This is a genomic window from Streptomyces sp. NPDC051576 (assembly GCF_040681835.1).
In the GTDB taxonomy this organism is placed as follows: domain Bacteria; phylum Actinomycetota; class Actinomycetes; order Streptomycetales; family Streptomycetaceae; genus Streptomyces.
Genome location: NZ_JBFAZO010000003.1, coordinates 359,330 through 381,809 on the forward strand (window position 1 = coordinate 359,330; position 22,480 = coordinate 381,809).

The 22,480-nt window shown below is 68.1% G+C and carries 19 protein-coding genes and 2 tRNA genes; 13 read left to right on the plus strand and 8 right to left on the minus strand.

What is annotated here, in order from left to right; translation table 11 throughout:
* Nucleotides 1–8: 8 nt before the first annotated feature.
* From yidC to rpmH, 4 genes are read right to left on the minus strand one after another with little or no spacing between them, the layout of a single operon-like run.
* A complete protein-coding gene (gene yidC / locus AB0M63_RS11440) occupies nucleotides 9–1,307 on the minus strand; it encodes a membrane protein insertase YidC (protein ID WP_355919922.1) in 1,299 nt (432 codons plus the stop codon).
* 3 nt (nucleotides 1,308–1,310) lie between these two features.
* Nucleotides 1,311–1,664 (minus strand): membrane protein insertion efficiency factor YidD, encoded by a 354-nt coding sequence (gene yidD / locus AB0M63_RS11445; protein ID WP_355919919.1) that lies wholly within the window; start codon nucleotides 1,662–1,664, stop codon nucleotides 1,311–1,313.
* Nucleotides 1,661–2,032: a ribonuclease P protein component gene (rnpA, locus tag AB0M63_RS11450; RefSeq protein ID WP_366019200.1), complete on the minus strand. Its 372-nt coding sequence runs from the start codon at nucleotides 2,030–2,032 to the stop codon at nucleotides 1,661–1,663. The genes yidD and rnpA overlap by 4 nt, the downstream gene beginning before the upstream one ends.
* Before the next feature lie 21 nt (nucleotides 2,033–2,053).
* Nucleotides 2,054–2,191: a 50S ribosomal protein L34 gene (gene rpmH / locus AB0M63_RS11455; protein WP_006381191.1), complete on the minus strand. Its 138-nt coding sequence runs from the start codon at nucleotides 2,189–2,191 to the stop codon at nucleotides 2,054–2,056.
* 399 nt (nucleotides 2,192–2,590) lie between these two features.
* On the opposite strand from rpmH, the gene dnaA reads away from it, so the two are divergent.
* From dnaA to AB0M63_RS11500, 9 genes are all read left to right on the plus strand, one after another.
* Nucleotides 2,591–4,552 (plus strand): chromosomal replication initiator protein DnaA, encoded by a 1,962-nt coding sequence (gene dnaA, locus AB0M63_RS11460; protein WP_366019201.1) that lies wholly within the window; start codon nucleotides 2,591–2,593, stop codon nucleotides 4,550–4,552.
* A 923-nt stretch (nucleotides 4,553–5,475) separates the two neighbouring features.
* A complete protein-coding gene (gene dnaN / locus AB0M63_RS11465; RefSeq protein ID WP_366019202.1) occupies nucleotides 5,476–6,606 on the plus strand; it encodes a DNA polymerase III subunit beta in 1,131 nt (376 codons plus the stop codon).
* 148 nt (nucleotides 6,607–6,754) lie between these two features.
* Nucleotides 6,755–7,630 carry a phosphogluconate dehydrogenase (NAD(+)-dependent, decarboxylating) gene (gnd, locus tag AB0M63_RS11470; protein ID WP_366019203.1) on the plus strand — a complete coding sequence of 292 codons (876 nt, stop codon included), beginning with the start codon at nucleotides 6,755–6,757 and terminating at the stop codon, nucleotides 7,628–7,630.
* Nucleotides 7,631–7,692: 62 nt separating this feature from the next.
* Nucleotides 7,693–8,814: a DNA replication/repair protein RecF gene (gene recF, locus AB0M63_RS11475; protein ID WP_366019204.1), complete on the plus strand. Its 1,122-nt coding sequence runs from the start codon at nucleotides 7,693–7,695 to the stop codon at nucleotides 8,812–8,814.
* Nucleotides 8,811–9,347: a DciA family protein gene (locus AB0M63_RS11480; protein WP_355919901.1), complete on the plus strand. Its 537-nt coding sequence runs from the start codon at nucleotides 8,811–8,813 to the stop codon at nucleotides 9,345–9,347. The genes recF and AB0M63_RS11480 overlap by 4 nt, the downstream gene beginning before the upstream one ends.
* 343 nt (nucleotides 9,348–9,690) lie before the next feature.
* Nucleotides 9,691–11,760, plus strand: a complete 2,070-nt coding sequence (gene gyrB / locus AB0M63_RS11485) for a DNA topoisomerase (ATP-hydrolyzing) subunit B (protein ID WP_366019205.1) — start codon at nucleotides 9,691–9,693, stop codon at nucleotides 11,758–11,760.
* Nucleotides 11,761–11,802: 42 nt separating this feature from the next.
* Complete coding sequence (gene gyrA / locus AB0M63_RS11490; protein ID WP_366019206.1) at nucleotides 11,803–14,397, plus strand: DNA gyrase subunit A; 2,595 nt, start codon at nucleotides 11,803–11,805, stop codon at nucleotides 14,395–14,397.
* Nucleotides 14,398–14,415: 18 nt separating this feature from the next.
* A complete protein-coding gene (locus AB0M63_RS11495; RefSeq protein ID WP_355919892.1) occupies nucleotides 14,416–15,192 on the plus strand; it encodes a DUF3566 domain-containing protein in 777 nt (258 codons plus the stop codon).
* A 124-nt stretch (nucleotides 15,193–15,316) separates the two neighbouring features.
* A tRNA-Ile gene (locus AB0M63_RS11500) sits at nucleotides 15,317–15,393 on the plus strand.
* A 350-nt stretch (nucleotides 15,394–15,743) separates the two neighbouring features.
* Here the strand turns inward: AB0M63_RS11500 and AB0M63_RS11505 are convergent.
* Nucleotides 15,744–16,097, minus strand: a complete 354-nt coding sequence (locus AB0M63_RS11505) for a DUF6344 domain-containing protein (protein ID WP_366019207.1) — start codon at nucleotides 16,095–16,097, stop codon at nucleotides 15,744–15,746.
* A gap of 337 nt (nucleotides 16,098–16,434) precedes the next feature.
* On the opposite strand from AB0M63_RS11505, the gene AB0M63_RS11510 reads away from it, so the two are divergent.
* Complete coding sequence (locus tag AB0M63_RS11510) at nucleotides 16,435–16,563, plus strand: DLW-39 family protein (protein WP_003999697.1); 129 nt, start codon at nucleotides 16,435–16,437, stop codon at nucleotides 16,561–16,563.
* Nucleotides 16,564–16,715: 152 nt separating this feature from the next.
* A complete protein-coding gene (locus AB0M63_RS11515) occupies nucleotides 16,716–18,083 on the plus strand; it encodes a hypothetical protein (RefSeq protein WP_366019208.1) in 1,368 nt (455 codons plus the stop codon).
* A gap of 13 nt (nucleotides 18,084–18,096) precedes the next feature.
* On the opposite strand, the gene AB0M63_RS11520 is transcribed toward AB0M63_RS11515, so the two are convergent.
* On the minus strand, nucleotides 18,097–19,476 hold the full coding sequence (locus AB0M63_RS11520) for a serine/threonine-protein kinase (RefSeq protein WP_366019209.1): 1,380 nt from the start codon (nucleotides 19,474–19,476) through the stop codon (nucleotides 18,097–18,099).
* 191 nt (nucleotides 19,477–19,667) lie between these two features.
* On the minus strand, nucleotides 19,668–20,216 hold the full coding sequence (locus tag AB0M63_RS11525; RefSeq protein ID WP_019055167.1) for a DNA-binding protein: 549 nt from the start codon (nucleotides 20,214–20,216) through the stop codon (nucleotides 19,668–19,670).
* 180 nt (nucleotides 20,217–20,396) lie between these two features.
* Here AB0M63_RS11525 and AB0M63_RS11530 point away from each other — a divergent pair.
* Nucleotides 20,397–20,469 (plus strand) — tRNA-Ala (locus AB0M63_RS11530).
* Nucleotides 20,470–20,889: 420 nt separating this feature from the next.
* Here the strand turns inward: AB0M63_RS11530 and AB0M63_RS11535 are convergent.
* Nucleotides 20,890–21,609, minus strand: a complete 720-nt coding sequence (locus tag AB0M63_RS11535; RefSeq protein WP_366019210.1) for a DUF5324 family protein — start codon at nucleotides 21,607–21,609, stop codon at nucleotides 20,890–20,892.
* A 316-nt stretch (nucleotides 21,610–21,925) separates the two neighbouring features.
* On the opposite strand from AB0M63_RS11535, the gene AB0M63_RS11540 reads away from it, so the two are divergent.
* A complete protein-coding gene (locus tag AB0M63_RS11540; protein ID WP_355919877.1) occupies nucleotides 21,926–22,453 on the plus strand; it encodes a peptidylprolyl isomerase in 528 nt (175 codons plus the stop codon).
* The last annotated feature ends 27 nt before the right edge of the window (nucleotides 22,454–22,480 follow it).

Genomic DNA, 22,480 nt, shown 5'->3' on the forward strand with positions numbered 1-22,480 from the left:
ACTCCTTCTTACTTCTTGGACGGGGACTTGGGCCGCTGCGGGCCCTTGCGCTGTCCGGACTGGGCCTTGCTGCGGGTACCGCCGGCGGGCTTCGGGGCGGCCTTCTTCGCAGCGGTGGCGGGCTTGGCGTCCTCGGGTTCGTCCGACTTGCTCAGCGAGGTCTTCGGCTCGACGTCGTCGGCCGTGTCGTCAGCGCTGTCGTCGGTCGCCTTCGCGGCGGCGGAGGACTGGCGCTGGGACTTGGTCTGCCGCTTGGGCTGCTGGCGCTTGGGGGCGGCCGCGGTCGGCGTACCGTCCTCGGACTCCACCGCCGTGCTCTCACCCTTCACCACGGTGCCGTCCGGCTGGGCCACGAGGCCCACCTTGGTAAGGCTGTTGATGAACTTGCGCTCGAACTCGTTGCGCTCACGGCCCTTGGAGACGATCGCCTTGACGATGGCCTTCTCGCCCCGGCTGCGGGTCTTCTCGTGGTGCGTGACGTGCTTGGTGAGGCGCTCCAGGTAAGCGGCCTGGGCCTTGGAACCCGGGGTCGGGTTGTTGCGGATGACGTACATCTGCTGGCCCATGGTCCACACGTTGGTGGTCAGCCAGTAGACGAGGACACCCACGGGGAAGTTGATGCCGAAGATGGCGAACATGACGGGGAAGACGTACATCAGCATCTTCTGCTGCTGCATGAACGGTGTCTTCACCGTGGTGTCGACGTTCTTCGTCATGAGCTGGCGCTGCGTGTAGAACTGCGACGCCGACATCATCACGATCATGATCGCGGTGACGACCCGGACGTCGGTCAGCGTGGCGCCGAGCGCCTCGACCTTGCTGCTGCTGTCCGTGAACTTCGCGGCGAGCGGGGCACCGAAGATGTGCGCCTTACGTGCGCTGGCGAGCAGCGAGTCGTTGATGACGCCGATCGTCGAGCCCGTCGCGATGCCGTTGAGCACGTGGTACAGGGCGAAGAAGAACGGGGACTGCGCCAGGATGGGAAGGCACGAGGAGAGCGGGTTGGTACCCGACTCCTTGTACAGCTTCATCATCTCTTCGGACTGACGCTGCTTGTCGTTCTTGTAGCGTTCCTGGATCTTCTTCATCTCGGGCTGCAGGGTCTGCATGGCCCGGGTCGCCTTGATCTGCTTCACGAAGAGCGGGATCAGGCAGATGCGGATCAGGATCACCAGGGACACGATGGACAGGCCCCAGGCCCAGCCCGTGTCGGGACCGAAAACCTTCCCGTACACCGAGTGGAACTGGACGATGACCCAGGAAACGGGTGTCGTGATGAAGCTGAAAAGACTGGCAATCGTGTCCACTAATCATGCTCCTTGGGCATGGGACGGTGTCTCTGCGGCCGGGCTCGAAGGACTCAGCCCTTCAGTGGCCGTTTCGGCGGCGGAGGTCCCGCCCTTGTGTACGCGCCCCGCGCCCCGCAGCATCTCGTGCCACCGCGGACGCTTGCGCGGCGGGACATGGTCCACACCGCCGAGCGACCACGGATTGCACCGCAGGATGCGCCAGGCCGTGAGCGCGGTGCCCTTGATCGCGCCGTGCCGGTCTATGGCCGTGTAGCCGTAGTGGGAGCACGACGGGTAGTACTTGCACACCGGCCCGAGCAAGGGACTGATCGTCCACTGGTACAGCTTGATCAGCGCCAGTAGCGGGTACTTCATCGCGCGCCCCCTCCCAGCAGCCGCTGAATGGCGGCATCCAGGTCTTGGGCCAGCTGTGCATGGTCGGCGTCGCCCGCTCCGGGCAGCGCTCGTACGACTACCAGGCTACCGGGGGGAAACAGGGTGACTCGCTCGCGCATCAGATGACGGAGTCTGCGCTTCACCTTGTTGCGCACCACGGCGCCGCCCACTGCCTTGCTGACGACGAAACCCGCACGCGTCGGGGGAGCGCTCTCCCCTGGCGCGTGCGGGTCCGTGGCACCGCTACGAAAGTGGACGACGAGAAGCGGGCGGCCGGCCCGGCGACCCCGTCGTACCGCGGTCGCGAAGTCTTCGCGCCGCCTCAGCCGATGCTCGGTAGGCAGCACGACGTCATGACCTGATCGGGATCAGGCGGACAGGCTGGCGCGACCCTTGCCACGACGGTTCGCGAGAATCGCGCGACCGGCACGGGTACGCATCCGCAGGCGGAAGCCGTGGGTCTTGGCCCGACGACGGTTGTTCGGCTGGAAGGTGCGCTTGCTCACGAGGGGGCTCCAGAAATAAATCGGTGGTTGCGGGTGCCGTCCTGGCTGTCACCGTGCGCCCACGAGTAGCTCGCAGTTACGCCCGAGTGCACCGCTGACCGATCACCCACATGCGATCTGTGCCCATCGGAGGCAGGCGGCAGCAGCCATCGACAACTCGACCTGGTCACGGTACGCGGGGCTGCGCCATCCGGTCAAACCAGCGATCGGGAGGAGACACTATCCACAGGCTGGGGACAACAACTTGAACCGCACCCGTCGCCCTGACTACCGTGGCTGGACTCCGATTCGTTCCTTTGTCCCCAGTCCCGACACGCTTTTACCCAGCGCCCCACCCGAAGTACATCCCGTCCCGTCCGCGAACCACACGTTCGTGGGACCCGTGAGAGAGCGTGCCCTGTGGCTGACGTACCTGCCGATCTTGCCGCAGTGTGGCCACGAGTGCTGGAGCAACTTCTCGGTGAGGGGCGCGGGCAGGGTGTCGAGACCAAGGACGAGCACTGGATCCGGCGCTGCCAGCCCCTGGCACTCGTCGCCGACACCGCCCTGCTCGCCGTACCGAACGAGTTTGCGAAGGGCGTGCTCGAAGGGCGCCTCGCCCCGATCGTCAGCGAGACGCTGAGCCGCGAGTGCGGCCGGCCGATCCGGATCGCGATCACCGTGGACGACTCCGCCAACGAGCCCTCCGGCCCGCCGGCGCCCCCCGCCCAGCCCCAGCGTCGCTACGAAGAGCCCGAGCAGAACCGTGACCCGTACGAGGGGGGCTACGGCCGCCATCGCGCCGATCCGCTCCCGGGCGGCCCCGGCGACCAACTGCCCACCGCCCGTCCCGCCTATCCGTCGGAGTACCAGCGCCCCGAGCCCGGCGCCTGGCCGCGGCCGTCGCAGGACGACTACGGCTGGCAGCAGCAGCGGCTCGGTTTCCCGGAGCGGGACCCGTACGCGTCGCCGTCGCAGGACCAGTACGGATCGTCCTCGCAGGACCAGTACGGACCGCCGTCCCAGGACCAGTACGGGTCACCGGCGAAGGACCAGTACGGCCAGCCCCAGGACTCGTACCAGCCGCAGCAGGACAAGTACGCACCGCCGACGCAGGACTACCGCCCGCAGTCGATGGAGCGTCCGTCCTACGAGCAGCAGCGCGCGGAGTACGAACAGTCGCGGGCCGAGTACGAGCAGTCCCGCGCGGACTACAACCAGCGCGACGCGCGCCGCGATCTGTCCGACTCGCGTTCGTCCTCGAACTCCGGTCATGTGCACCGTGGCGGTCCGGGGGCGACCGGGCCGCTGGGCTCGAAGCCCGCACCGGCGGCCGGCCCGGGTGAGCCGACCGCGCGTCTCAACCCGAAGTACCTCTTCGACACGTTCGTCATCGGCGCCTCCAACCGCTTCGCGCACGCGGCCGCGGTCGCCGTCGCCGAGGCGCCCGCGAAGGCGTACAACCCCCTTTTCATCTATGGGGAGTCGGGGCTCGGCAAGACGCACCTGCTGCACGCGATCGGGCACTACGCGCGGAGCCTGTACCCCGGCACGCGCGTGCGGTACGTGAGCTCCGAGGAGTTCACCAACGAGTTCATCAACTCGATCCGCGACGGCAAGGGCGACAGCTTCCGCAAGCGGTACCGCGAGATGGACATCCTTCTTGTCGACGACATCCAGTTCCTCGCGGACAAGGAGTCGACGCAGGAGGAGTTCTTCCACACCTTCAACACGCTCCACAACGCGAACAAGCAGATCGTGCTCTCCAGCGATCGGCCGCCGAAGCAACTGGTCACACTGGAGGACCGGCTGCGGAACCGTTTCGAGTGGGGGCTGATCACCGACGTCCAGCCGCCCGAGCTGGAGACCCGTATCGCCATCCTTCGTAAGAAGGCGGTGCAGGAGCAGCTCAACGCCCCTCCGGAGGTGCTGGAGTTCATCGCCTCCCGCATCTCGCGCAACATCCGCGAGCTGGAGGGGGCGCTGATCCGGGTGACGGCGTTCGCGTCGCTCAACCGGCAGCCGGTGGACCTGGGTCTCACCGAGATCGTCCTCAAGGACCTGATCCCGGGCGGCGAGGACTCGACTCCGGAGATCACCGCCACGGCGATCATGGGAGCGACCGCCGACTACTTCGGCATCACGGTCGAGGACCTGTGCGGCAGTTCGCGCGGCCGCCAACTGGTCACGGCCCGGCAGATCGCCATGTACGTGTGCCGGGAGCTGACCGACCTCTCCCTGCCGAAGATCGGCGCGCAGTTCGGCGGCCGCGACCACACGACCGTCATGCACGCCGACCGGAAGATCCGCGCCCTCATGGCCGAGCGCCGCTCGATCTACAACCAGGTCACCGAGCTGACCAACCGCATCAAGAACGGCTGACAGCCGCGGAGTTACGACACCGAGGGCGCCCAGGGAGAGATGCCTGGGCGCTTTTCGTCATGCCGTACGGCGATTCCAGCGGCTTCCGGAGCCGTTCCGGGACCCGCCCGCCGCCGATCCACACCTGTGCGTCGGCTCGCCGCTGTTCGAATACCCCTCGGGTTACGGCCGTCCTCCACAGATTCGGCGACTTTCTTCCGTCCACATCCTGGGGACTACGAAGTTGTCCAGATCGTGTCCACAGGCGCCGCGGGTGAGAGACCATCAGACCAGGTCAAGTGCTTGTGGATTCGTGGACAAAAGATCTCCACAGGCTGTGGACAAATCCGTGATCCACAGGCTGGGGACGAAGTTGTCCACCGACAACCCACAGGCGGGGGCCTGTTGTCCCCAGCGATCACCAGCTTCTCCACACCGCTGTCCACTGTTCGGCAACGCAACGCGCCACCTCACCGTGTCGAGTGAAAGGCGTCACAGGAAGGTGCCGGGTTGGCCTGTGGGAAAGGTGGGTAAAGCTGGGGACGGCGCTGGGGAGAAGTGGCCCTCGGCTGTGCATGGGGTGTGCAGAACTTTCCGTTCTCCACAGAAACCCGAGGTTGTCCACTGCCGTCGCCCACAGGGTCGGTGGACAAAATTCCCGCCCTGAGCTGCGAAAACGCGGTTATCCACGGTATCCACAGCCCCTACTACTACTAGCAACTAGAGAGAGCTGGGAATCCGTTTCGAAGCGGGGCCTGTGCACAACTCGTGCTTCGCTGCCCGCCCGCCGCTCGTCACGACTTGACCCCGAGAGGCACCTACTGTCAGTGCCGTGCGTCAGACTGTTCCCCGATGTCCTTCCCTTCACAGGGACCGACGACACCGAGACAGACGACGAAGCCAGGCAGGCCGAGAAGCGCCGGCAACAGCAGGAGGCGGCAACAGTGAAGATCCGGGTGGAACGCGACGTACTCGCGGAGGCAGTGGCCTGGGCGGCACGCAGCCTCCCGGCCCGTCCGCCGGCGCCGGTCCTCGCCGGCCTCCTGCTGAAGTCGGAGGAGGGACAGCTCAGCCTGTCCAGCTTCGACTACGAGGTCTCCGCGCGCGTGTCGGTCGACGCGGAGGTCGAGGAGGAGGGCACGGTCCTCGTCTCCGGCCGGCTGCTCGCCGACATCTGCCGCGCCCTGCCCAACCGGCCGGTGGAGATTTCCACAGACGGTGTACGGGCGACGGTGGTCTGCGGTTCCTCCCGCTTCACCCTCCACACACTGCCTGTGGAGGAGTACCCGGCACTGCCGCAGATGCCGACCGCGACCGGCACCGTCCCCGGTGAGGTGTTCGCCTCGGCGGCCGCCCAGGTGGCCATCGCCGCCGGCCGTGACGACACGCTGCCCGTCCTCACCGGTGTGCGCATCGAGATCGAGGGCGACACGGTGACGCTGGCGTCCACCGACCGCTACCGCTTCGCGGTCCGTGAGTTCCTGTGGAAGCCGGAGAACCCCGAGACCTCCGCGGTGGCCCTGGTTCCCGCCAAGACGCTCCTGGACACCGCCAAGGCCCTCACGAGCGGCGACAGCGTCATCCTGGCGCTGTCCGGCTCGGGCGCGGGCGAAGGCCTCATCGGCTTCGAGGGCGCCGGTCGCCGTACGACGACCCGCCTCCTGGAGGGCGACCTCCCGAAGTACCGGTCGCTGTTCCCGACCGAGTTCAACAGCGTCGCCGTGATCGAGACCGCCCCCTTCGTGGAGGCCGTCAAGCGCGTGGCCCTGGTCGCCGAGCGGAACACGCCGGTGCGGCTGAGCTTCGAGCAGGGCGTGCTGATCCTGGAGGCCGGTTCAAGCGACGACGCACAGGCTGTGGAGCGGGTCGACGCGCAGTTGGAGGGTGACGACGTGTCGATCGCCTTCAACCCGACGTTCCTGCTGGACGGCCTGAGCGCGATCGACTCCCCGGTTGCACAGCTGGCGTTCACGACGTCCACCAAGCCCGCGCTCCTCAGCGGCAAGCCGGCCCCGGACGCCGAGGCGGACGACGCCTACAAGTACCTGATCATGCCGGTCCGCCTCAGCGGCTGATCCATACCGACGAGAACACCGCAGGTCGGGGCATACGACTGGGTACTTCTGAGCGCGTATGCCCACAGGTGTGCATGAGCGTCCGGGTTTAGGCTCGGACACAGGTACGCAAGTGCCCTCCTGCCACGTCGCACTTAAGGAACAACTGATGGAGCTCGGTCTCGTCGGCCTCGGCAAGATGGGCGGCAACATGCGCGAGCGCATCCGCCGCGCAGGCCACACCGTCATCGGATACGACCGCAACCCGGACGTCGCCGATGTCCACAGCCTGGGAGAGCTTGTGGACAGGCTCAAGGGTCCCCGCGTCGTGTGGGTGATGGTCCCGGCCGGTGCCGCCACCCAGTCGACCGTCGACGAGCTGGCCGAGCTCCTGGAGCCCGGCGACGTCGTCGTGGACGGTGGCAACTCCCGCTGGACGGACGACGAGAAGCACGCCGCGGAGCTGGCGGCCAAGGGCATCGGTTTCGTCGACTGCGGAGTCTCCGGCGGCGTCTGGGGCCTGCAGAACGGCTATGCGCTGATGTACGGCGGCGACGCCGAGCACATCGCCAAGGTGCTGCCGGTCTTCGACGCGCTCAAGCCCGAGGGCGACTTCGGCGCGGTGCACGCCGGCAAGGTCGGCGCCGGGCACTTCTCGAAGATGGTCCACAACGGCATCGAATACGCCATGATGCAGGCCTACGCCGAGGGCTGGGAGCTGCTGGAGAAGGTCGACTCCGTCACGGACGTGCGCGAAGTCTTCCGGTCCTGGCAGGAGGGCACCGTCATCCGCTCCTGGCTCCTCGACCTGGCCGTCAACGCCTTGGACGACGACGAGCACCTCGACAAGCTCAAGGGCTTCGCGGAGGACTCCGGCGAGGGCCGCTGGACCGTCGAGGCCGCCATCGACAACGCCGTGCCGCTGCCCGCGATCACGGCCTCCCTCTTCGCGCGCTTCGCATCGCGCCAGGAGGACTCGCCGCAGATGAAGATGGTCGCGGCGCTGCGCAACCAGTTCGGCGGCCACGCGGTCGAGACGAAGTAATCCACAGATCCACAGGCCGCGGGCCCGTGGATCCACAACCTGGGGGAGGTCGGCGAACGACCATGCACGTCACGCATCTGTCGCTGGCCGACTTCCGCTCGTACGCCGGGGTCGACGTCCCGCTCGACCCCGGCGTCACCGCGTTCGTGGGCCCCAACGGGCAGGGCAAGACCAACCTCGTCGAGGCGATCGGCTACCTCGCCACCCTGGGCAGCCACCGCGTCTCCTCCGACGCCCCGCTGGTCCGGGTGGGCGCCGAGCGCGCGATCATCCGGGCGCAGGTCAGACAGGGCGAACGGCAGCAACTGGTCGAGCTGGAGCTGAACCCCGGTCGCGCCAACCGGGCCCGCATCAACCGGTCCTCGCAGGTCAGACCCCGTGACGTGCTGGGCATCGTACGGACCGTGCTGTTCGCCCCGGAGGACCTCGCCCTGGTGAAGGGCGACCCCGGGGAGCGGCGCCGTTTTCTCGACGAGCTGATCACCGCGCGCTCCCCGCGCATGGCCGGTGTCCGTTCCGACTACGAGCGGGTCCTCAAGCAGCGCAACACCCTGCTGAAGTCGGCCGCGTTGGCGCGGCGGCACGGCGGACGCTCGATGGACCTGTCCACGCTCGACGTGTGGGACCAGCATCTCGCGCGCGTGGGCGCCGAGTTGCTCGCCCAGCGGCTCGACCTGATCGCCGCCGTCCAGCCCCTCGCGGACAAGGCGTACGAGCAACTGGCCCCCGGGGGCGGCCCGGTCGCCCTGGAGTACAAGCCGTCGGCGCCCGGTGAGGCGCACACCCGCGAGGACCTCTACGAGCAGCTCATGGCGGCGATCGCGGAAGCGCGCAAGCAGGAGATCGAGCGGGGCGTCACCCTGGTAGGGCCTCATCGGGACGATCTGATCCTCAAACTCGGTCAGTTGCCGGCCAAGGGATACGCCTCGCACGGGGAGTCCTGGTCGTACGCGCTGGCATTGCGGCTCGCGTCGTACGACCTGCTCAGGGCCGAGGGCAATGAGCCGGTGCTCGTGCTCGACGACGTGTTCGCCGAGCTGGACACGCGCCGCCGGGAGCGGCTGGCGGAGCTGGTGGCGCCCGGGGAGCAGGTGCTGGTGACGGCCGCGGTCGACGACGACGTACCGCACGTACTGGCGGGGACGCGGTACAGCGTGGCGGACGGGACGGTGGAGCGCGTATGAGCACCGGGGAAGAACCCGCGCCCAAGAAGGCCGCCGAGCCCTCCGGCGTCGACCTCGCGCGCGTGGCGCTGCGCGCCGCGAAGGAACAGGCACGCGCGCGTGGGGACGCTGCGCAGCAGAAGAAGCAGGCGCGGCGCGGCGGCCTGCGCTCCGGCGCACGCGCCGACGGCCGCGACCCGATGGCGCTCGGCGCCGCGATCAACCGGCTGCTGAACGAGCGCGGCTGGGAGACGCCTGCCGCGGTGGGCGGTGTGATGGGCCGCTGGCCGCAGATCGTCGGCGAGAACCTGGCCAAGCACTGCGTTCCGGAGAAGTACGACGAGGACGAGCGGGTGCTGGTCGTGCAGTGCGACTCCACGGCCTGGGCGACCCAGCTGCGTCATCTCACGCCCACGCTGGTGGCCAGGCTCAACGAGGACCTGGGGCATGGCACCGTGCGGATGATCAAGGTGCTCAACCCCGGTGGACCGCCGCGTCGCTACGGCCCTCTGCGGGCTCCGGGCAGCACGGGCCCCGGCGACACCTATGGGTGACTGACATCACAGCGGAGGCTCCGGCGTACGACCGGACGCGGTTGCGAACACCGACCTGACCCCGGAGTAGCAAAGGGTTGACACCCGGAAGCGCTGAGTGCCTCCGTGAGCCTCCTTGGGCCCCGTTCCGCATATGGGGAGTCGGGAGAGACCGGTTGAGGGCGGCACATGAGGACTCAGGTACCGGCAAACCCCCATCACTGTCGGCGCTACCGGTAGACTGGAAGCAATCCCGCCCCACTTGTGGGACACACACCGAGCAACGCTGACTAAGGCTTACCAACGCAACACGCCGCAGCCGCTCCGGCCACCCTCCACCAGGGGTGCCCCCAGAGCCTGGCTTGTGCTGTGCCAGAAAGGGCGCTTCGTGGCCGATTCCGGCAACCCCAACGAGAACATCCCGTCCACAGACGCCTCGGCTGAAGTCGCCGAGGCTATTGGCACGGCGTACGACGCCAGCGCCATCACCGTCCTCGAAGGGCTGGACGCGGTCCGCAAGCGACCCGGTATGTACATCGGCTCGACCGGTGAGCGCGGTCTGCACCACCTGGTGCAGGAGGTCGTCGACAACTCCGTCGACGAGGCGCTGGCCGGCCACGCGGACACGATCGACGTCACGATCCTCCACGACGGCGGCGTGCGCGTGATCGACAACGGCCGAGGCATCCCGGTGGGCATCGTCCCGTCCGAGGGCAAGCCCGCCGTGGAGGTCGTGCTGACCGTGCTGCACGCGGGCGGCAAGTTCGGGGGCGGCGGCTACGCGGTCTCCGGCGGTCTGCACGGCGTGGGCGTCTCCGTGGTGAACGCGCTGTCCAGCAGGGTCGCCGTCGAGGTCAGGACCGACGGCTACCGCTGGACCCAGGACTACAAGCTGGGCGTCCCCACGGCCCCGCTCGCGCGGCACGAGGCCACGGAGGAGACCGGCACGTCGGTCACCTTCTGGGCCGACCCCGACATCTTCGAGACCACCGAGTACTCCTTCGAGACGCTGTCGCGGCGCTTCCAGGAGATGGCGTTCCTCAACAAGGGTTTGACGATCAAACTCACTGACGAGCGCGAGCTGGCGAAGGCCACGGCCGGTGCCGACGAGGCGGGTGCGGACGAGAAGGACGAGGTCAAGACCGTCACGTACCACTACGAGGGCGGCATCGTCGACTACGTGACGTACCTCAACTCCCGCAAGGGAGACGTGGTGCACCCGACCGTCATCGACCTGGAGGCGGAGGACAAGGACAAGAGCCTGTCCCTCGAGGTCGCGATGCAGTGGAACAGCGGTTACAGCGAGGGTGTGTACTCCTTCGCCAACATCATCCACACGCACGAGGGCGGCACGCACGAAGAGGGCTTCCGGGCCGCGCTGACGTCGCTGATCAACAAGTACGCGCGCGACAAGAAGCTGCTCCGCGAGAAGGACGACAACCTCACGGGCGACGACATCCGCGAGGGTCTGACCGCGATCATCTCGGTGAAGCTGGCCGAGCCCCAGTTCGAGGGCCAGACCAAGACCAAGCTCGGCAACACCGAGGCGAAGACCTTCGTGCAGAAGGCGGTCTACGAGCACCTCAACGACTGGCTGGACCGCAACCCGAACGAGGCCTCGGACATCATCCGCAAGGGCATCCAGGCGGCCACCGCGCGCGTGGCGGCCCGCAAGGCCCGCGACCTCACCCGGCGCAAGGGCCTGCTGGAGACCGCGTCCCTGCCGGGCAAGCTGTCCGACTGCCAGTCGAACGACCCCACCAAGTGCGAGATCTTCATCGTCGAGGGTGACTCCGCCGGCGGCTCGGCCAAGTCCGGCCGGAACCCGCAGTACCAGGCGATCCTCCCGATCCGAGGCAAGATCCTCAACGTCGAGAAGGCCAGGATCGACAAGATCCTGCAGAACCAGGAGATCCAGGCGCTGATCTCCGCCTTCGGCACCGGAGTCCACGAGGACTTCGACATCGAGCGGCTGCGCTATCACAAGATCATCCTGATGGCGGACGCCGACGTCGACGGCCAGCACATCAGCACCCTGCTGCTGACCTTCCTGTTCCGCTTCATGCGGCCGCTGGTCGAGGCCGGGCACGTGTTCCTGTCGCGTCCCCCGCTGTACAAGATCAAGTGGGGCCGCGACGACTTCGAGTACGCGTACTCGGACCGCGAGCGCGACGCCCTGATCGAGCTGGGCCGGCAGAACGGCAAGCGGATCAAGGAAGACTCGATCCAGCGCTTCAAGGGTCTCGGCGAGATGAACGCCGAGGAGCTGCGCATCACCACGATGGACCAGGAGCACCGCGTCCTCGGCCAGGTCACCCTGGACGACGCCGCGCAGGCCGACGACCTGTTCTCGGTCCTCATGGGCGAGGACGTCGAGGCGCGCCGCCAGTTCATCCAGCGCAACGCCAAGGACGTCCGCTTCCTCGACATCTGAGTCGGTCTCAGCTGACCGCACCAGGAAGGATCCTCACCAGCAATGGCCGACGAGAACACTTCTAGTACGCCCGAAGAGGGCGCCATCATCGCCCAGCGCGTCGAGCCCGTCGGGCTTGAGACGGAGATGCAGCGCTCGTATCTCGACTACGCGATGTCCGTCATCGTGTCGCGCGCCCTGCCCGACGTCCGGGACGGCCTCAAGCCCGTCCACCGCCGCGTCCTGTACGCCATGTACGACGGCGGCTACCGGCCCGAGAAGGGCTTCTACAAGTGCGCCCGTGTCGTCGGCGACGTCATGGGCAACTACCACCCGCACGGCGACTCCTCGATCTACGACGCGCTGGTCCGCCTCGCGCAGCCGTGGTCGATGCGGATGCCGCTGGTGGACTCCAACGGCAACTTCGGCTCTCCGGGCAACGACCCCGCCGCCGCGATGCGCTACACCGAGTGCAAGCTGGCGCCGCTGTCCATGGAGATGGTCCGTGACATCGACGAGGAGACCGTCGACTTCACGGACAACTACGACGGCCGCTCCCAGGAGCCGACCGTCCTGCCGGCCCGCTTCCCGAACCTGCTGATCAACGGCTCGGCCGGTATCGCGGTCGGCATGGCGACCAACATCCCGCCGCACAACCTCCGTGAGGTCGCGGCGGGCGCCCAGTGGTGCCTGGAGAACCCCGAGGCCTCTCACGAGGAACTGCTCGACGCGCTGATCGAGCGCATCAAGGGCCCCGACTTCCCGACCGGCGCCCTCGTCGTCGGCCGTAAGGGCATCGAAGAGGCGTACCGCACCGGTCGCGGCTCGATCACCATGCGCGCGGTCGTCGAGGTCGAGGAGATCCAGAACCGCCAGTGCCTGGTGGTCACCGAACTCCCCTACCAGACCAACCCCGACAACCTCGCGCAGAAGATCGCCGACCTGGTGAAGGACGGCAAGGTCGGCGGCATCGCCGACGTCCGCGACGAGACGTCGTCCCGTACCGGCCAGCGCCTCGTCATCGTCCTGAAGAGGGACGCGGTCGCCAAGGTCGTACTGAACAACCTCTACAAGCACACGGATCTGCAGTCCAACTTCAGCGCCAACATGCTGGCCCTGGTCGACGGTGTGCCGCGGACGCTGTCCCTGGACGCGTTCATCCGCCACTGGGTGGCGCACCAGATCGAGGTCATCGTCCGGCGGACGAAGTTCCGGCTGCGCAAGGCCGAGGAGCGGGCGCACATCCTGCGCGGCCTCCTGAAGGCCCTGGACGCCATCGACGAGGTCATCGCGCTGATCCGGCGCAGTGACACCGTGGAGATCGCGCGCACGGGCCTGATGGGCCTCCTGGAGATCGACGAGATCCAGGCGAACGCCATCCTGGAGATGCAGCTTCGCCGACTGGCCGCCCTGGAGCGCCAGAAGATCATCCAGGAGCACGACGAACTCCAGGCGAAGATCACCGAGTACAACGAGATCCTCGCCTCCCCGGTCCGCCAGCGCGGCATCGTCAGCGAGGAACTCGCCGCGATCGTCGAGAAGTTCGGCGACGACCGCAAGACGATGCTGGTGCCCTTCGACGGCGACATGTCCATCGAGGACCTCATCGCCGAAGAGGACATCGTCGTCACCATCTCGCGCGGCGGCTACGTCAAGCGCACCAAGGCGGACGACTACCGCTCCCAGAAGCGCGGCGGCAAGGGCGTACGCGGCACGAAGCTCAAGGAAGACGACATCGTCGACCACTTCTTCGTGTCGACCACCCACCACTGGCTGCTGTTCTTCACCAACAAGGGCCGCGTCTACCGCGCCAAGGCGTACGAACTCCCCGACGCCGGCCGGGACGCGCGCGGGCAGCACGTCGCGAACCTGCTCGCCTTCCAGCCGGACGAGGCGATCGCCGAGATCCTCGCGATCCGCGACTACGAAGCGGCGCCCTACCTGGTCCTCGCCACCAAGGGCGGCTTGGTCAAGAAGACGCCTCTTAAGGATTACGATTCCCCCCGCTCGGGAGGTGTCATCGCGATCAACCTCCGTGAGATGGAGGACGGTTCCGACGACGAACTGATCGGCGCCGAACTCGTCTCGTCCGAGGACGATCTGCTGCTGATCAGCAAGAAGGCACAGTCGATCCGGTTCACCGCGACGGACGACGCGCTGCGCCCCATGGGGCGTGCCACCTCCGGTGTCAAGGGCATGAGTTTCCGCGAGGGCGACCAGTTGCTCTCGATGAATGTTGTTCGACCCGGTACGTTCGTGTTCACTGCCACGGACGGCGGGTACGCGAAGCGGACCGCCGTCGACGAGTACCGCGTCCAGGGTCGCGGCGGCCTCGGCATCAAGGCCGCCAAGATCGTCGAGGACCGCGGTTCTCTCGTCGGCGCGCTGGTGGTCGAGGAGACCGACGAGATCCTCGCCATCACGCTGTCCGGCGGTGTGATTCGTACGCGAGTCAACGAGGTCAGGGAGACGGGCCGTGACACCATGGGCGTCCAACTGATCAACCTGGGCAAGCGCGATGCCGTCGTCGGTATCGCTCGTAACGCCGAGGCGGGATCCGAGGCGGCGGAAGTCGACGGCGACGAGGCCGTGGACGAGACCGACGAGGGTGTCGCGACCACCGGCACGGACGAGGGTGACGCACCCTCCGTCGAGTAGCACGAGGAGAGAGTCATCGTGAGCGGAGCCACGGGCGCCGGATCGACCGGTACGGACACGGACGGCGGCGGCCGTGGCTCCGCCGCGAACGCGACAGATCCGCACACGACCCAACTGCGTGCGATCGACGCGAAGAAGGCCGACTCGCACGCGCCCGACACGCATGGATCCCAGGGGGGAACTGTGACGGACACCCGAGGCCCGCAGACCCAGCAGCAGTCGGCTGGCGCGGGCCCGGCCGCGCCGGGAGCCAAGGCCCCGGCCGCGCCCGCCACGCCGCCGCCGGCCTCCCCACTGCCGGGGGAGCGCCAGCCGCAGCAGGCGCAGGGTCCCTACCACCCGCCGCAGGCCTATCCCACGCAGGCGCCGCCCGCCCAGACCGGTGCCGTACGGCGTCCGCGCACGGGCGCGCGCACCGCGCCCCGCACCCGCAAGGCACGGCTGCGGGTGGCCAAGGCCGACCCGTGGTCGGTGATGAAGGTCAGCTTCCTGCTCTCCATCGCGCTGGGTATCTGCACGGTCGTGGCGTCCGCGGTGCTGTGGATGGTCATGGACGCGATGGGGGTCTTCTCCACGGTCGGCGGCACGATCTCGGAGGCGACCGGCTCGAACGAGTCGAACGGCTTCGACCTGCAGTCCTTCCTGTCCCTCCCGCACGTCCTGACGTTCGCGGGGATCATCGCGGTCATCGACGTCGTCCTCGCCACGGCCCTCGCGACGCTCGCCGCGTTCATCTACAACCTCTCCGCCGGCTTCGTCGGCGGCATCGAGCTGACGCTCGCCGAGGACGAGTGAGAACTCGGGTCTACGGGGGTTGAAACCTCCCCGGGCGGTCCCATGACTATCGATTTTGGGACTGCCCATGTCGTGCGCTAATCTTCAGGAGTCAGCGCGCGGGACACACTCCGCACAGCGCGGCGGGGCTATAGCTCAGTTGGTTAGAGCGCATCCCTGATAAGGATGAGGCCACAGGTTCAAATCCTGTTAGCCCCACCAGCACGAAAGGCCCCCGGTCCGGATGGATCGGGGGCCTTCGGCGTTCAATGGCGTCCATGGCCGACACCAACTACTGAGGATGAACCGTTCATGCGTATACGACGAGTGGTCCTCTGGGGGCTGTGGTTCGCATGTCTGGCGTTCTCCATCTGGTTCTTCGGGGCGATGATCGCGCTGTTCCTGGAGGCGGAGTCCTGGTGACTCCGGCGGGGAACAGAACGACCCCCGGCCGCAACAACGGGCCGGGGGTCGTCGGGGTCTTCTCTGGAGCGTTGTACGCAAGTTCGCCGCTGTGTCAGAGATGTTGGGGCGGTGGGTGGGTAACCAGATGAGCCGTCGCGTGCCGGAGGTCAGCGCTGGAGCGGTGCTGCCGGCTCGGCGTGGTCCGGGTCGGCCGGGGCGGCGGCCTCCGTGCTCTCGTCCGTGTCCGTCGGCGGGCGGTGGCGGCAGCTGGGGGACTTGCCGTGGGCCTCGGCGCGGATGCGCTGCTTCATCGTGGGGGGCAGGGACCTGGTGAAGGACCAGGGGGAGATCGCCGGTGTCGTCACCTGCGCGGTGGCGCTGCTGCCCGTCGCCTCGGACCGGGGCAGCGCGGCGGCGGTGGCGGCCGTCGCGGTGATGGTGATGAGTCCGAGCGCTGTGCACAGCGCGAGGAAGGCGGTGACGAAGGCGTTCCACAGCTTCATGACCTTGATCTGGGTCATGGCCCCTCACTTTCGGGTTGGGCGATTTGCGTACTTTCCTCATGATGTGTATGGGGCTCGCGAAGTGGTGGACCGACGCCCGTGGCGCGTCGATGTTCCGATGAACACCACTCGGATGGGTGCAAGTAGCCAGAAAACGGCAGGAAAAGGGAGAAGCGCGGGTGAAGTGACCGTCCGTGGGGGTGTGATCACCCTCCGATCGGAGCGGTTCCGTCCGCTCCTACTGCGTTGCCCCGGGCGGGAGTTGGCCGCGGACACAGGTCACCGATCGGTATCGGTCGGTGTGTATAGTCGGGCGACAGAGGTCCCCAACGTCAAGGAAAGACGAGGTCGCGCGGTGAAGAAGCTTCTCCTGGTCGCACTGGCCGCCATCGGCGGGCTCCTCGTGTACCGCCAGATCCAGGCGGATCGCGCCGAGCAGGATCTGTGGACGGAGGCGACCGACTCCGTGCCCACGGGTTCGTGAGTACCGAGATCCAGTTCTGAGCAAGCCCCGACCGCCTGGCGGTCGGGGCTTTGTGTTGCGCTCCCGCTCCGGTGTGGGTAGGGCCGCCACGACCCGGGCGTTTCGGACGCTCGTACGGATTGCCCGGATGCCACGCGCGCGTGCGGGGCAGGATGGGCCACGTCCGGAGCAACGACGAGGGGTGGCGCGTGATGGGGCGGCGTACGACGTGGTGGCGGACGCGGGCACAGGGCGGCCGTACGCCCGTCGCCGGGGCCCTGCGACGTGTCGGTGTCGTCGCCGCGGTGCTGTGCGCGACGGCCGGCCTCACCGTCCTGCCCGCCACGGCGGCCGGGGCACCGAGCTCCTACGGCTACGACAAGGGCGACCGGACCGTCGACGGAGCGGTCGGCACGGCCGACGCCGAGACACTGAAGCCCGGTGAGACGTACAGAAGTTCCCTGCCGAAGGGCGCCAGCCTCTACTACGGCCTCGATCTCGACGCCACGTCGACAACCTACGTCTCCGTGACCGCCGTGCCTCCGGCGGGCACCACGGTCGCCGCCACCGACGGCATCAAGGTGTCGATGCAGAACGACACAGGCACCGGCTGCACGCACCAGAGCGCCACCTTCGGGGCGGACCGGAGCCCCCACCCCGTCGCCGCCTGGGCCGCGCGGGAGGCGGGCCGGGTCCTGTGCAAGGGCGGCGGAAGGTACTACGTGCTCGTCGAGCGCGTCGACGCGTCGGGTTCCTCGCCGGACACCTGGGGGCTGGAACTCACCGCGGTGTCGGAACCCCCGCCGGCGCAGGCCGGCACGACCGACGCCCCCCAGGACTGGAACTCCGCTTCGCCCGAGGCCGTCACCGGTGAGGCCCGGCGCCGTGCGGGCGGCTCGGGCTTCGGCGGGGCGGTCGCTGTGGGACAGGGTGTCTGGCGGGACGACGTCGAGCCCGGCCGGACCCTCTTCTACAAGGTTCCTGTCGACTGGGGCCAACAGCTCTCCGTCACCGCCGAACTGGGCGCTTCCAGCGGCGGCAGCGGCTATGTGACGCGTGCGCTGGACCTGGAGCTCTACAACCCCGTGCGCGGCTCCGTCGACGAGGCCGGCCTCAGTTACCAAGGCAGCCAGGACTCGGCCGCCCTCCAACCCCTGCCGCCCGTCGAGTACCGCAACCGCTACTCCGTCCTCGACCACGAGAACGGGATGCGCTTCGCCGGGTCGTACTACCTGGTCGTGCACCTCGCTGCGCAGGTGGCCGACAGCTTCGGCCAGGGGCCGTTCCCGGTGACGCTGCGGGTGCGCGTCACCGGCTCGGCGCATGCCGGTCCCGGGTACGCGGGGCAGTCCGAACCCCGGAACATCTTCGAGGTGACCACGCAGGACCGCGAGGCGGCCGTGACGGGAAGTGCCGGGGGAGGCGACACCGCGATGAAGGTGCTCGCGGTGGCCGGGATCGGTGCGGGCAGCGTGCTGCTGGCGACGCTCGGCGTGTGGACGGTGGCCGCCCGGCGGCGGGCTTCGACGGCCGCGCTGTAGCCGCCGGTGCGGGTCAGATGCGGGTCAGCGCCCAGAACCCCACGGCGTAGCAGGCCAGCGCGAGCAGCAGGACCGGGATCGCCACCCTCGCGGGCGGCCCGGGACGGCGTCGGGCGCGCCTGGCCCGGTGCTGCGGAACCGGCGGGGCGGAGGGTGGAACCTGCGGGACCTCTGCGGTGTATGAAGCAGTAGATGGATCAGCACGCGGCCGGGGGGAGGACAGGACGTGCGTGAGGTCATGGGGGGAGGAGTACATGGGCTGGTCCTGGCTGCCCTGGCCACCTTGGTCCGCCTGATCTGTTTGGTGAACGTATGGAGCCTGCGGGGGCGGCGGCAGATGGAAGCTGCCGGTGTCCGACATCGGAGTTGGGGTCGGTGTCGGTGTCGGGGAGGACGGCTGGGAGACGATGCCCTGTCGTGGATCGAGGGGGACGGAGTCCGTGCCGCGCGTACCCGTTTCGGCTCCGGTCACCTGAGACGTCGTCGATCCCGTGTCCACCCCGGAAGCCCGCTTCAGCGGACCCTCGGGCGCGAACCCCGAGGGAAGCGGCCCCAGTTGGTCGAAGATCTCGATCAACTCGTCGTCGGGGCCGGGCTCGGGCAGAAGTTCCGCGGCCGCCGCAAGCGCCTTGCGTGCTCCCGTGGCCGTGCGGAAGCGGGCCTGTGGATCGGGCTGCAGCAGCATCGCCACGACCTGCCACAGCGGTTCGGGAATTCCCTTGGGCGCCCCGGGCGTCCCGTGCTCCGCGAAGTACTGGACGAGCGCCTTGGAGTCCGGCTTGGCACCCTCCAGCAGATACAGCGCCACCAGCCCTACGGCGAACAGGTCGGAGGGGAAGTCCGGCTCCGCGCCCATCATCTGCTCGGGTGCGAGGTAACCCGGCGTGCCCACCACGAGGTTGGTCTCCGTCAGGCGGGCCTCACCCAGCCGCATCGCGATGCCGAAGTCGGACAGGCGCAGCCGCGGGCGGGCCGTGCCGGTGGCTTCGAGGAGCAGGTTCGCGGGCTTGACGTCACGGTGCACGACACCTTCCGCGTGCACCGCGGCGAGACCGGAGAGGAGCTGGTCGAGCAGCGTGCAGACGAACGCGGGCGGCAGCGGGCCGTAGTCCCCGACGAGATGGACGAGCGAACCGCCCGCCACCAGGTCCATGGTGAACAGGACCTTGTCGTCGTCGGCGGCCCAACTGGCCGGTGCGAGCACATGGGGGTGGTCGATCCGCAGTGCCTGTTCCCGTACGAAGCGCAGCAGGGAGTGCGCGTCGCTCTGCTGCAGGACCTTGGCGGCCACATAGCGGCGACGGCGGTGGTCCCAGGCGCGCCAGACGGCGCCGACACCTCCGCGCCCGATCGGGTCGACCAGTTCGTACCGGCCGGCGAAGACCTCACCCATGGCTGTGCGTCGCTCCTCCCCCTTCGGCTACCCCCGTTGCTTCCCCCGAGACGAGCGATACGACTCCCCCTCGGGGCAGTTCCTGGTAGCGGTTCCGCACGTGCTTCCGGTGAGGGACACGACCCCCTCGTGCCGCTCGCCGGAAGCGTGCCCGGCTGCCGAACCCCCGATCGGCTGCCGGGCCGTGAGGATCAGCTCTGGTGGGACTGGTAGTGCGCGACCGCGTCGGAGGTGCGGCCGGCGCCGTAGACCCGGAGGAACTCTGCCAGTTCGGGGTGGGTCGGGGCGAGGGTGTCCGCCGCGTCGATGATGTCGCCCGCGGCGGCCACCGAGCGCAGCAGCGACTGGATCTCGCGGACCACCCGCTTGACCGTGGGCGCCCCCGAACTGCTCGTCGTGGTCGTGGTGTTGCTGAGCACCGAGCCCCCTTGGGACTTCTTGATCTCGTCCATGCGCTCGGTGGCCTCGGCCGCGCTCACGCTCCCGTCCGCGACCTGTCCCGCCAGGTCCTGCAGCAGTTGCACCCGCTGGACCACCGCGGGATTGCCGATCTTCGCCCGCTGACCGCTCATCAGCTGGGACAACATCGGTGCGGAGAGTCCCAACACCCCCGCGAGACGAGCCTGGTTGAGCCCCAGATCGTCGATGAGCTTACGGAAGAGCGCCCCCAGAGGCTCTCCGTACCAGTTCCGCTGCAGCTCCCGCGCTCTGGCGGTGGCTTCCTGCTGTGCGGCGTCCATTGCGTCTCCCCATCGCTTCCCCAAAACCGTGGTTCGCTCTAGCGAACCACGACGAGCATCTTACGGAGAGTGGTCGTTCACCGGGAGCCCCATCTTTTTGCGAGATACCGGGGGTGACCCGGTACGCTGGTCCCCGAAGCTCGCCGGTATGTGGTTCTGCCGGTCGGACGCTTCTCTAGCGGGGCCTTAGCTCAGTTGGTAGAGCGCTGTCTTTGCATGGCAGATGTCAGGGGTTCGACTCCCCTAGGCTCCACATCCCGCACCGGCCGGTCGCCCTCAGTGGCGTCCGGCCGGTGTTCGTTTATGCCCCCGAGGTGACGTGCGTCACGTAAAGGGCGGGTCTTCGTTGCAGTTATTTGCGCAAACTTCCATGTTGAACAAAATTCGCCGGAGCATCCTGCCGATGGGTGACCCGGTGTGGGGATGATGTGTACGCGTGTGCGGGCCGCGTGTGAGCTGGAGTGAATACGGACGCGTAACCAGGAGTGTGCGATCCGTTAAGGGTGTCTGTGCGGTACTTGCACACCTGGGCCGTTGCAAACGTCATCGCGGGCAGCCTGCGTAAATCACGGGTGTTCGTCAGCCACGGCGACTGTTCCACGTGAAACATCGCCGTGGGGCGGGAGACCCTCAAGTCTCCCGCCCCACGGCGATGTTGGAAGCGTGCCGGACGTCAGTGGTGCTCGTCGCGGTCCACGGTCTGTGCGGCGTCGGCGGCCTCGTCCTCGGCCTGCTTGGCCTGAACCTCGGGGTCGAGCACGGACTGGTCGCTTCCGTCCACGGAGGTGAGCCGACCCGACTCGGGCACATCGGTCGCGGCGGGCGGCTCGACCAGCCAGTCGGGGTTGGCCTGCTTGTCCCACCACTTCCAGGCGGCGAAAGCGCCGCCCGCGAGGATGCCCAGCACGGCCAGGCCCTTGGCGAGACGGCCGGCCCTCGCCCGCCGCTCGTGCTTGCGGACCAGCTTCTGGATCTCCTTGGGCGTCACCTGGCCGCGCAGTGCGGCGATGGCCGCCACACCGCGCGCGGCAGCCTCGTCCTTGACCGGGCCTGCGGCGGCGACCGCCTGCTCGATCCTCGGCCGGGAGTACTCGGCGGCCTGCTGGGCGGCCTTGCGGGTACGGACGGCCGCCTCCTGGGCGGCCTGGTCGACCTTCGGTGGCACATGCGTGCGGGCCTGCTCCAGGCGCGGTGCGAGATGAGCGTCGTACTGCACACGGGCCTGGTCGGCGGCCAGGGACACCTTGGGCGCCAGTCGTACACGTGCCTCGTGTGCGTAGTACGAGGCCTTGTCCTTGGCCGTGTCGGCGTAGGGCGCCACCACTTCCGCGGCGTGCAGCACGCTGTCCTTCGCCGAGCCGGTCGCGGAGCGCACGCTGTCGATGCGGGTCACGGGATCCTCCTCCTCGGTGGCGTATGTTTCTTCGTCTATCCACCCAATTAGGGATCATGCCTGCCGACGGACCACGGGGCATGTGAGGGCGGGCATCCGGGTCACGATCACGTGCCATAACGGATGAATGCGGGGCAACAGGAGCTGTTGTCGACAATGCCACGGATCGCCGCTACTTGCCCCTGCCCCGATACCACTCGACTGGTTTTCTGCGAGTGAATCGTGTGGAAACGGGCCCGGAAGACGTCGTCGGGCGACGCGGCGGGTCGCCCGTGCGAGGATCAGGGGGTCACAGAAAGACAACGGAAGGCAGATCGTGGCTGAGCAGCTTTACGCCACCCTGAAGACCAACCTCGGCGACATCGAAGTCCGGCTGCTGCCGAACCACGCGCCCAAGACGGTCCAGAACTTCGTCGAGCTCGCCACGGGCGAGCGTGAGTGGACCAACCCCGAGACCGGGAAGAAGTCCACGGACAAGCTCTACGACGGCACGATCTTCCACCGGGTGATCAGCGGTTTCATGATTCAGGGCGGCGACCCGCTGGGCAACGGCACCGGCGGCCCCGGCTACCAGTTCGAGGACGAGTTCCACCCCGACCTCCGCTTCGACAAGCCCTATCTGCTGGCCATGGCCAACGCCGGTCCGGGTACCAACGGCTCGCAGTTCTTCGTCACCGTCTCCCCGACGGCCTGGCTGACCCGCAAGCACACCATCTTCGGTGAGGTCACCGACGCGGCGAGCCAGAAGGTCGTCGACACCATCGCGGCCACGGCGACCAACCCGCGCACCGACCGCCCGGTCGAGGACGTCATCATTGAGTCGGTCGTCGTCGAGACCCGCTAGGTCACAGGGTCGGCACCAGTACTTACC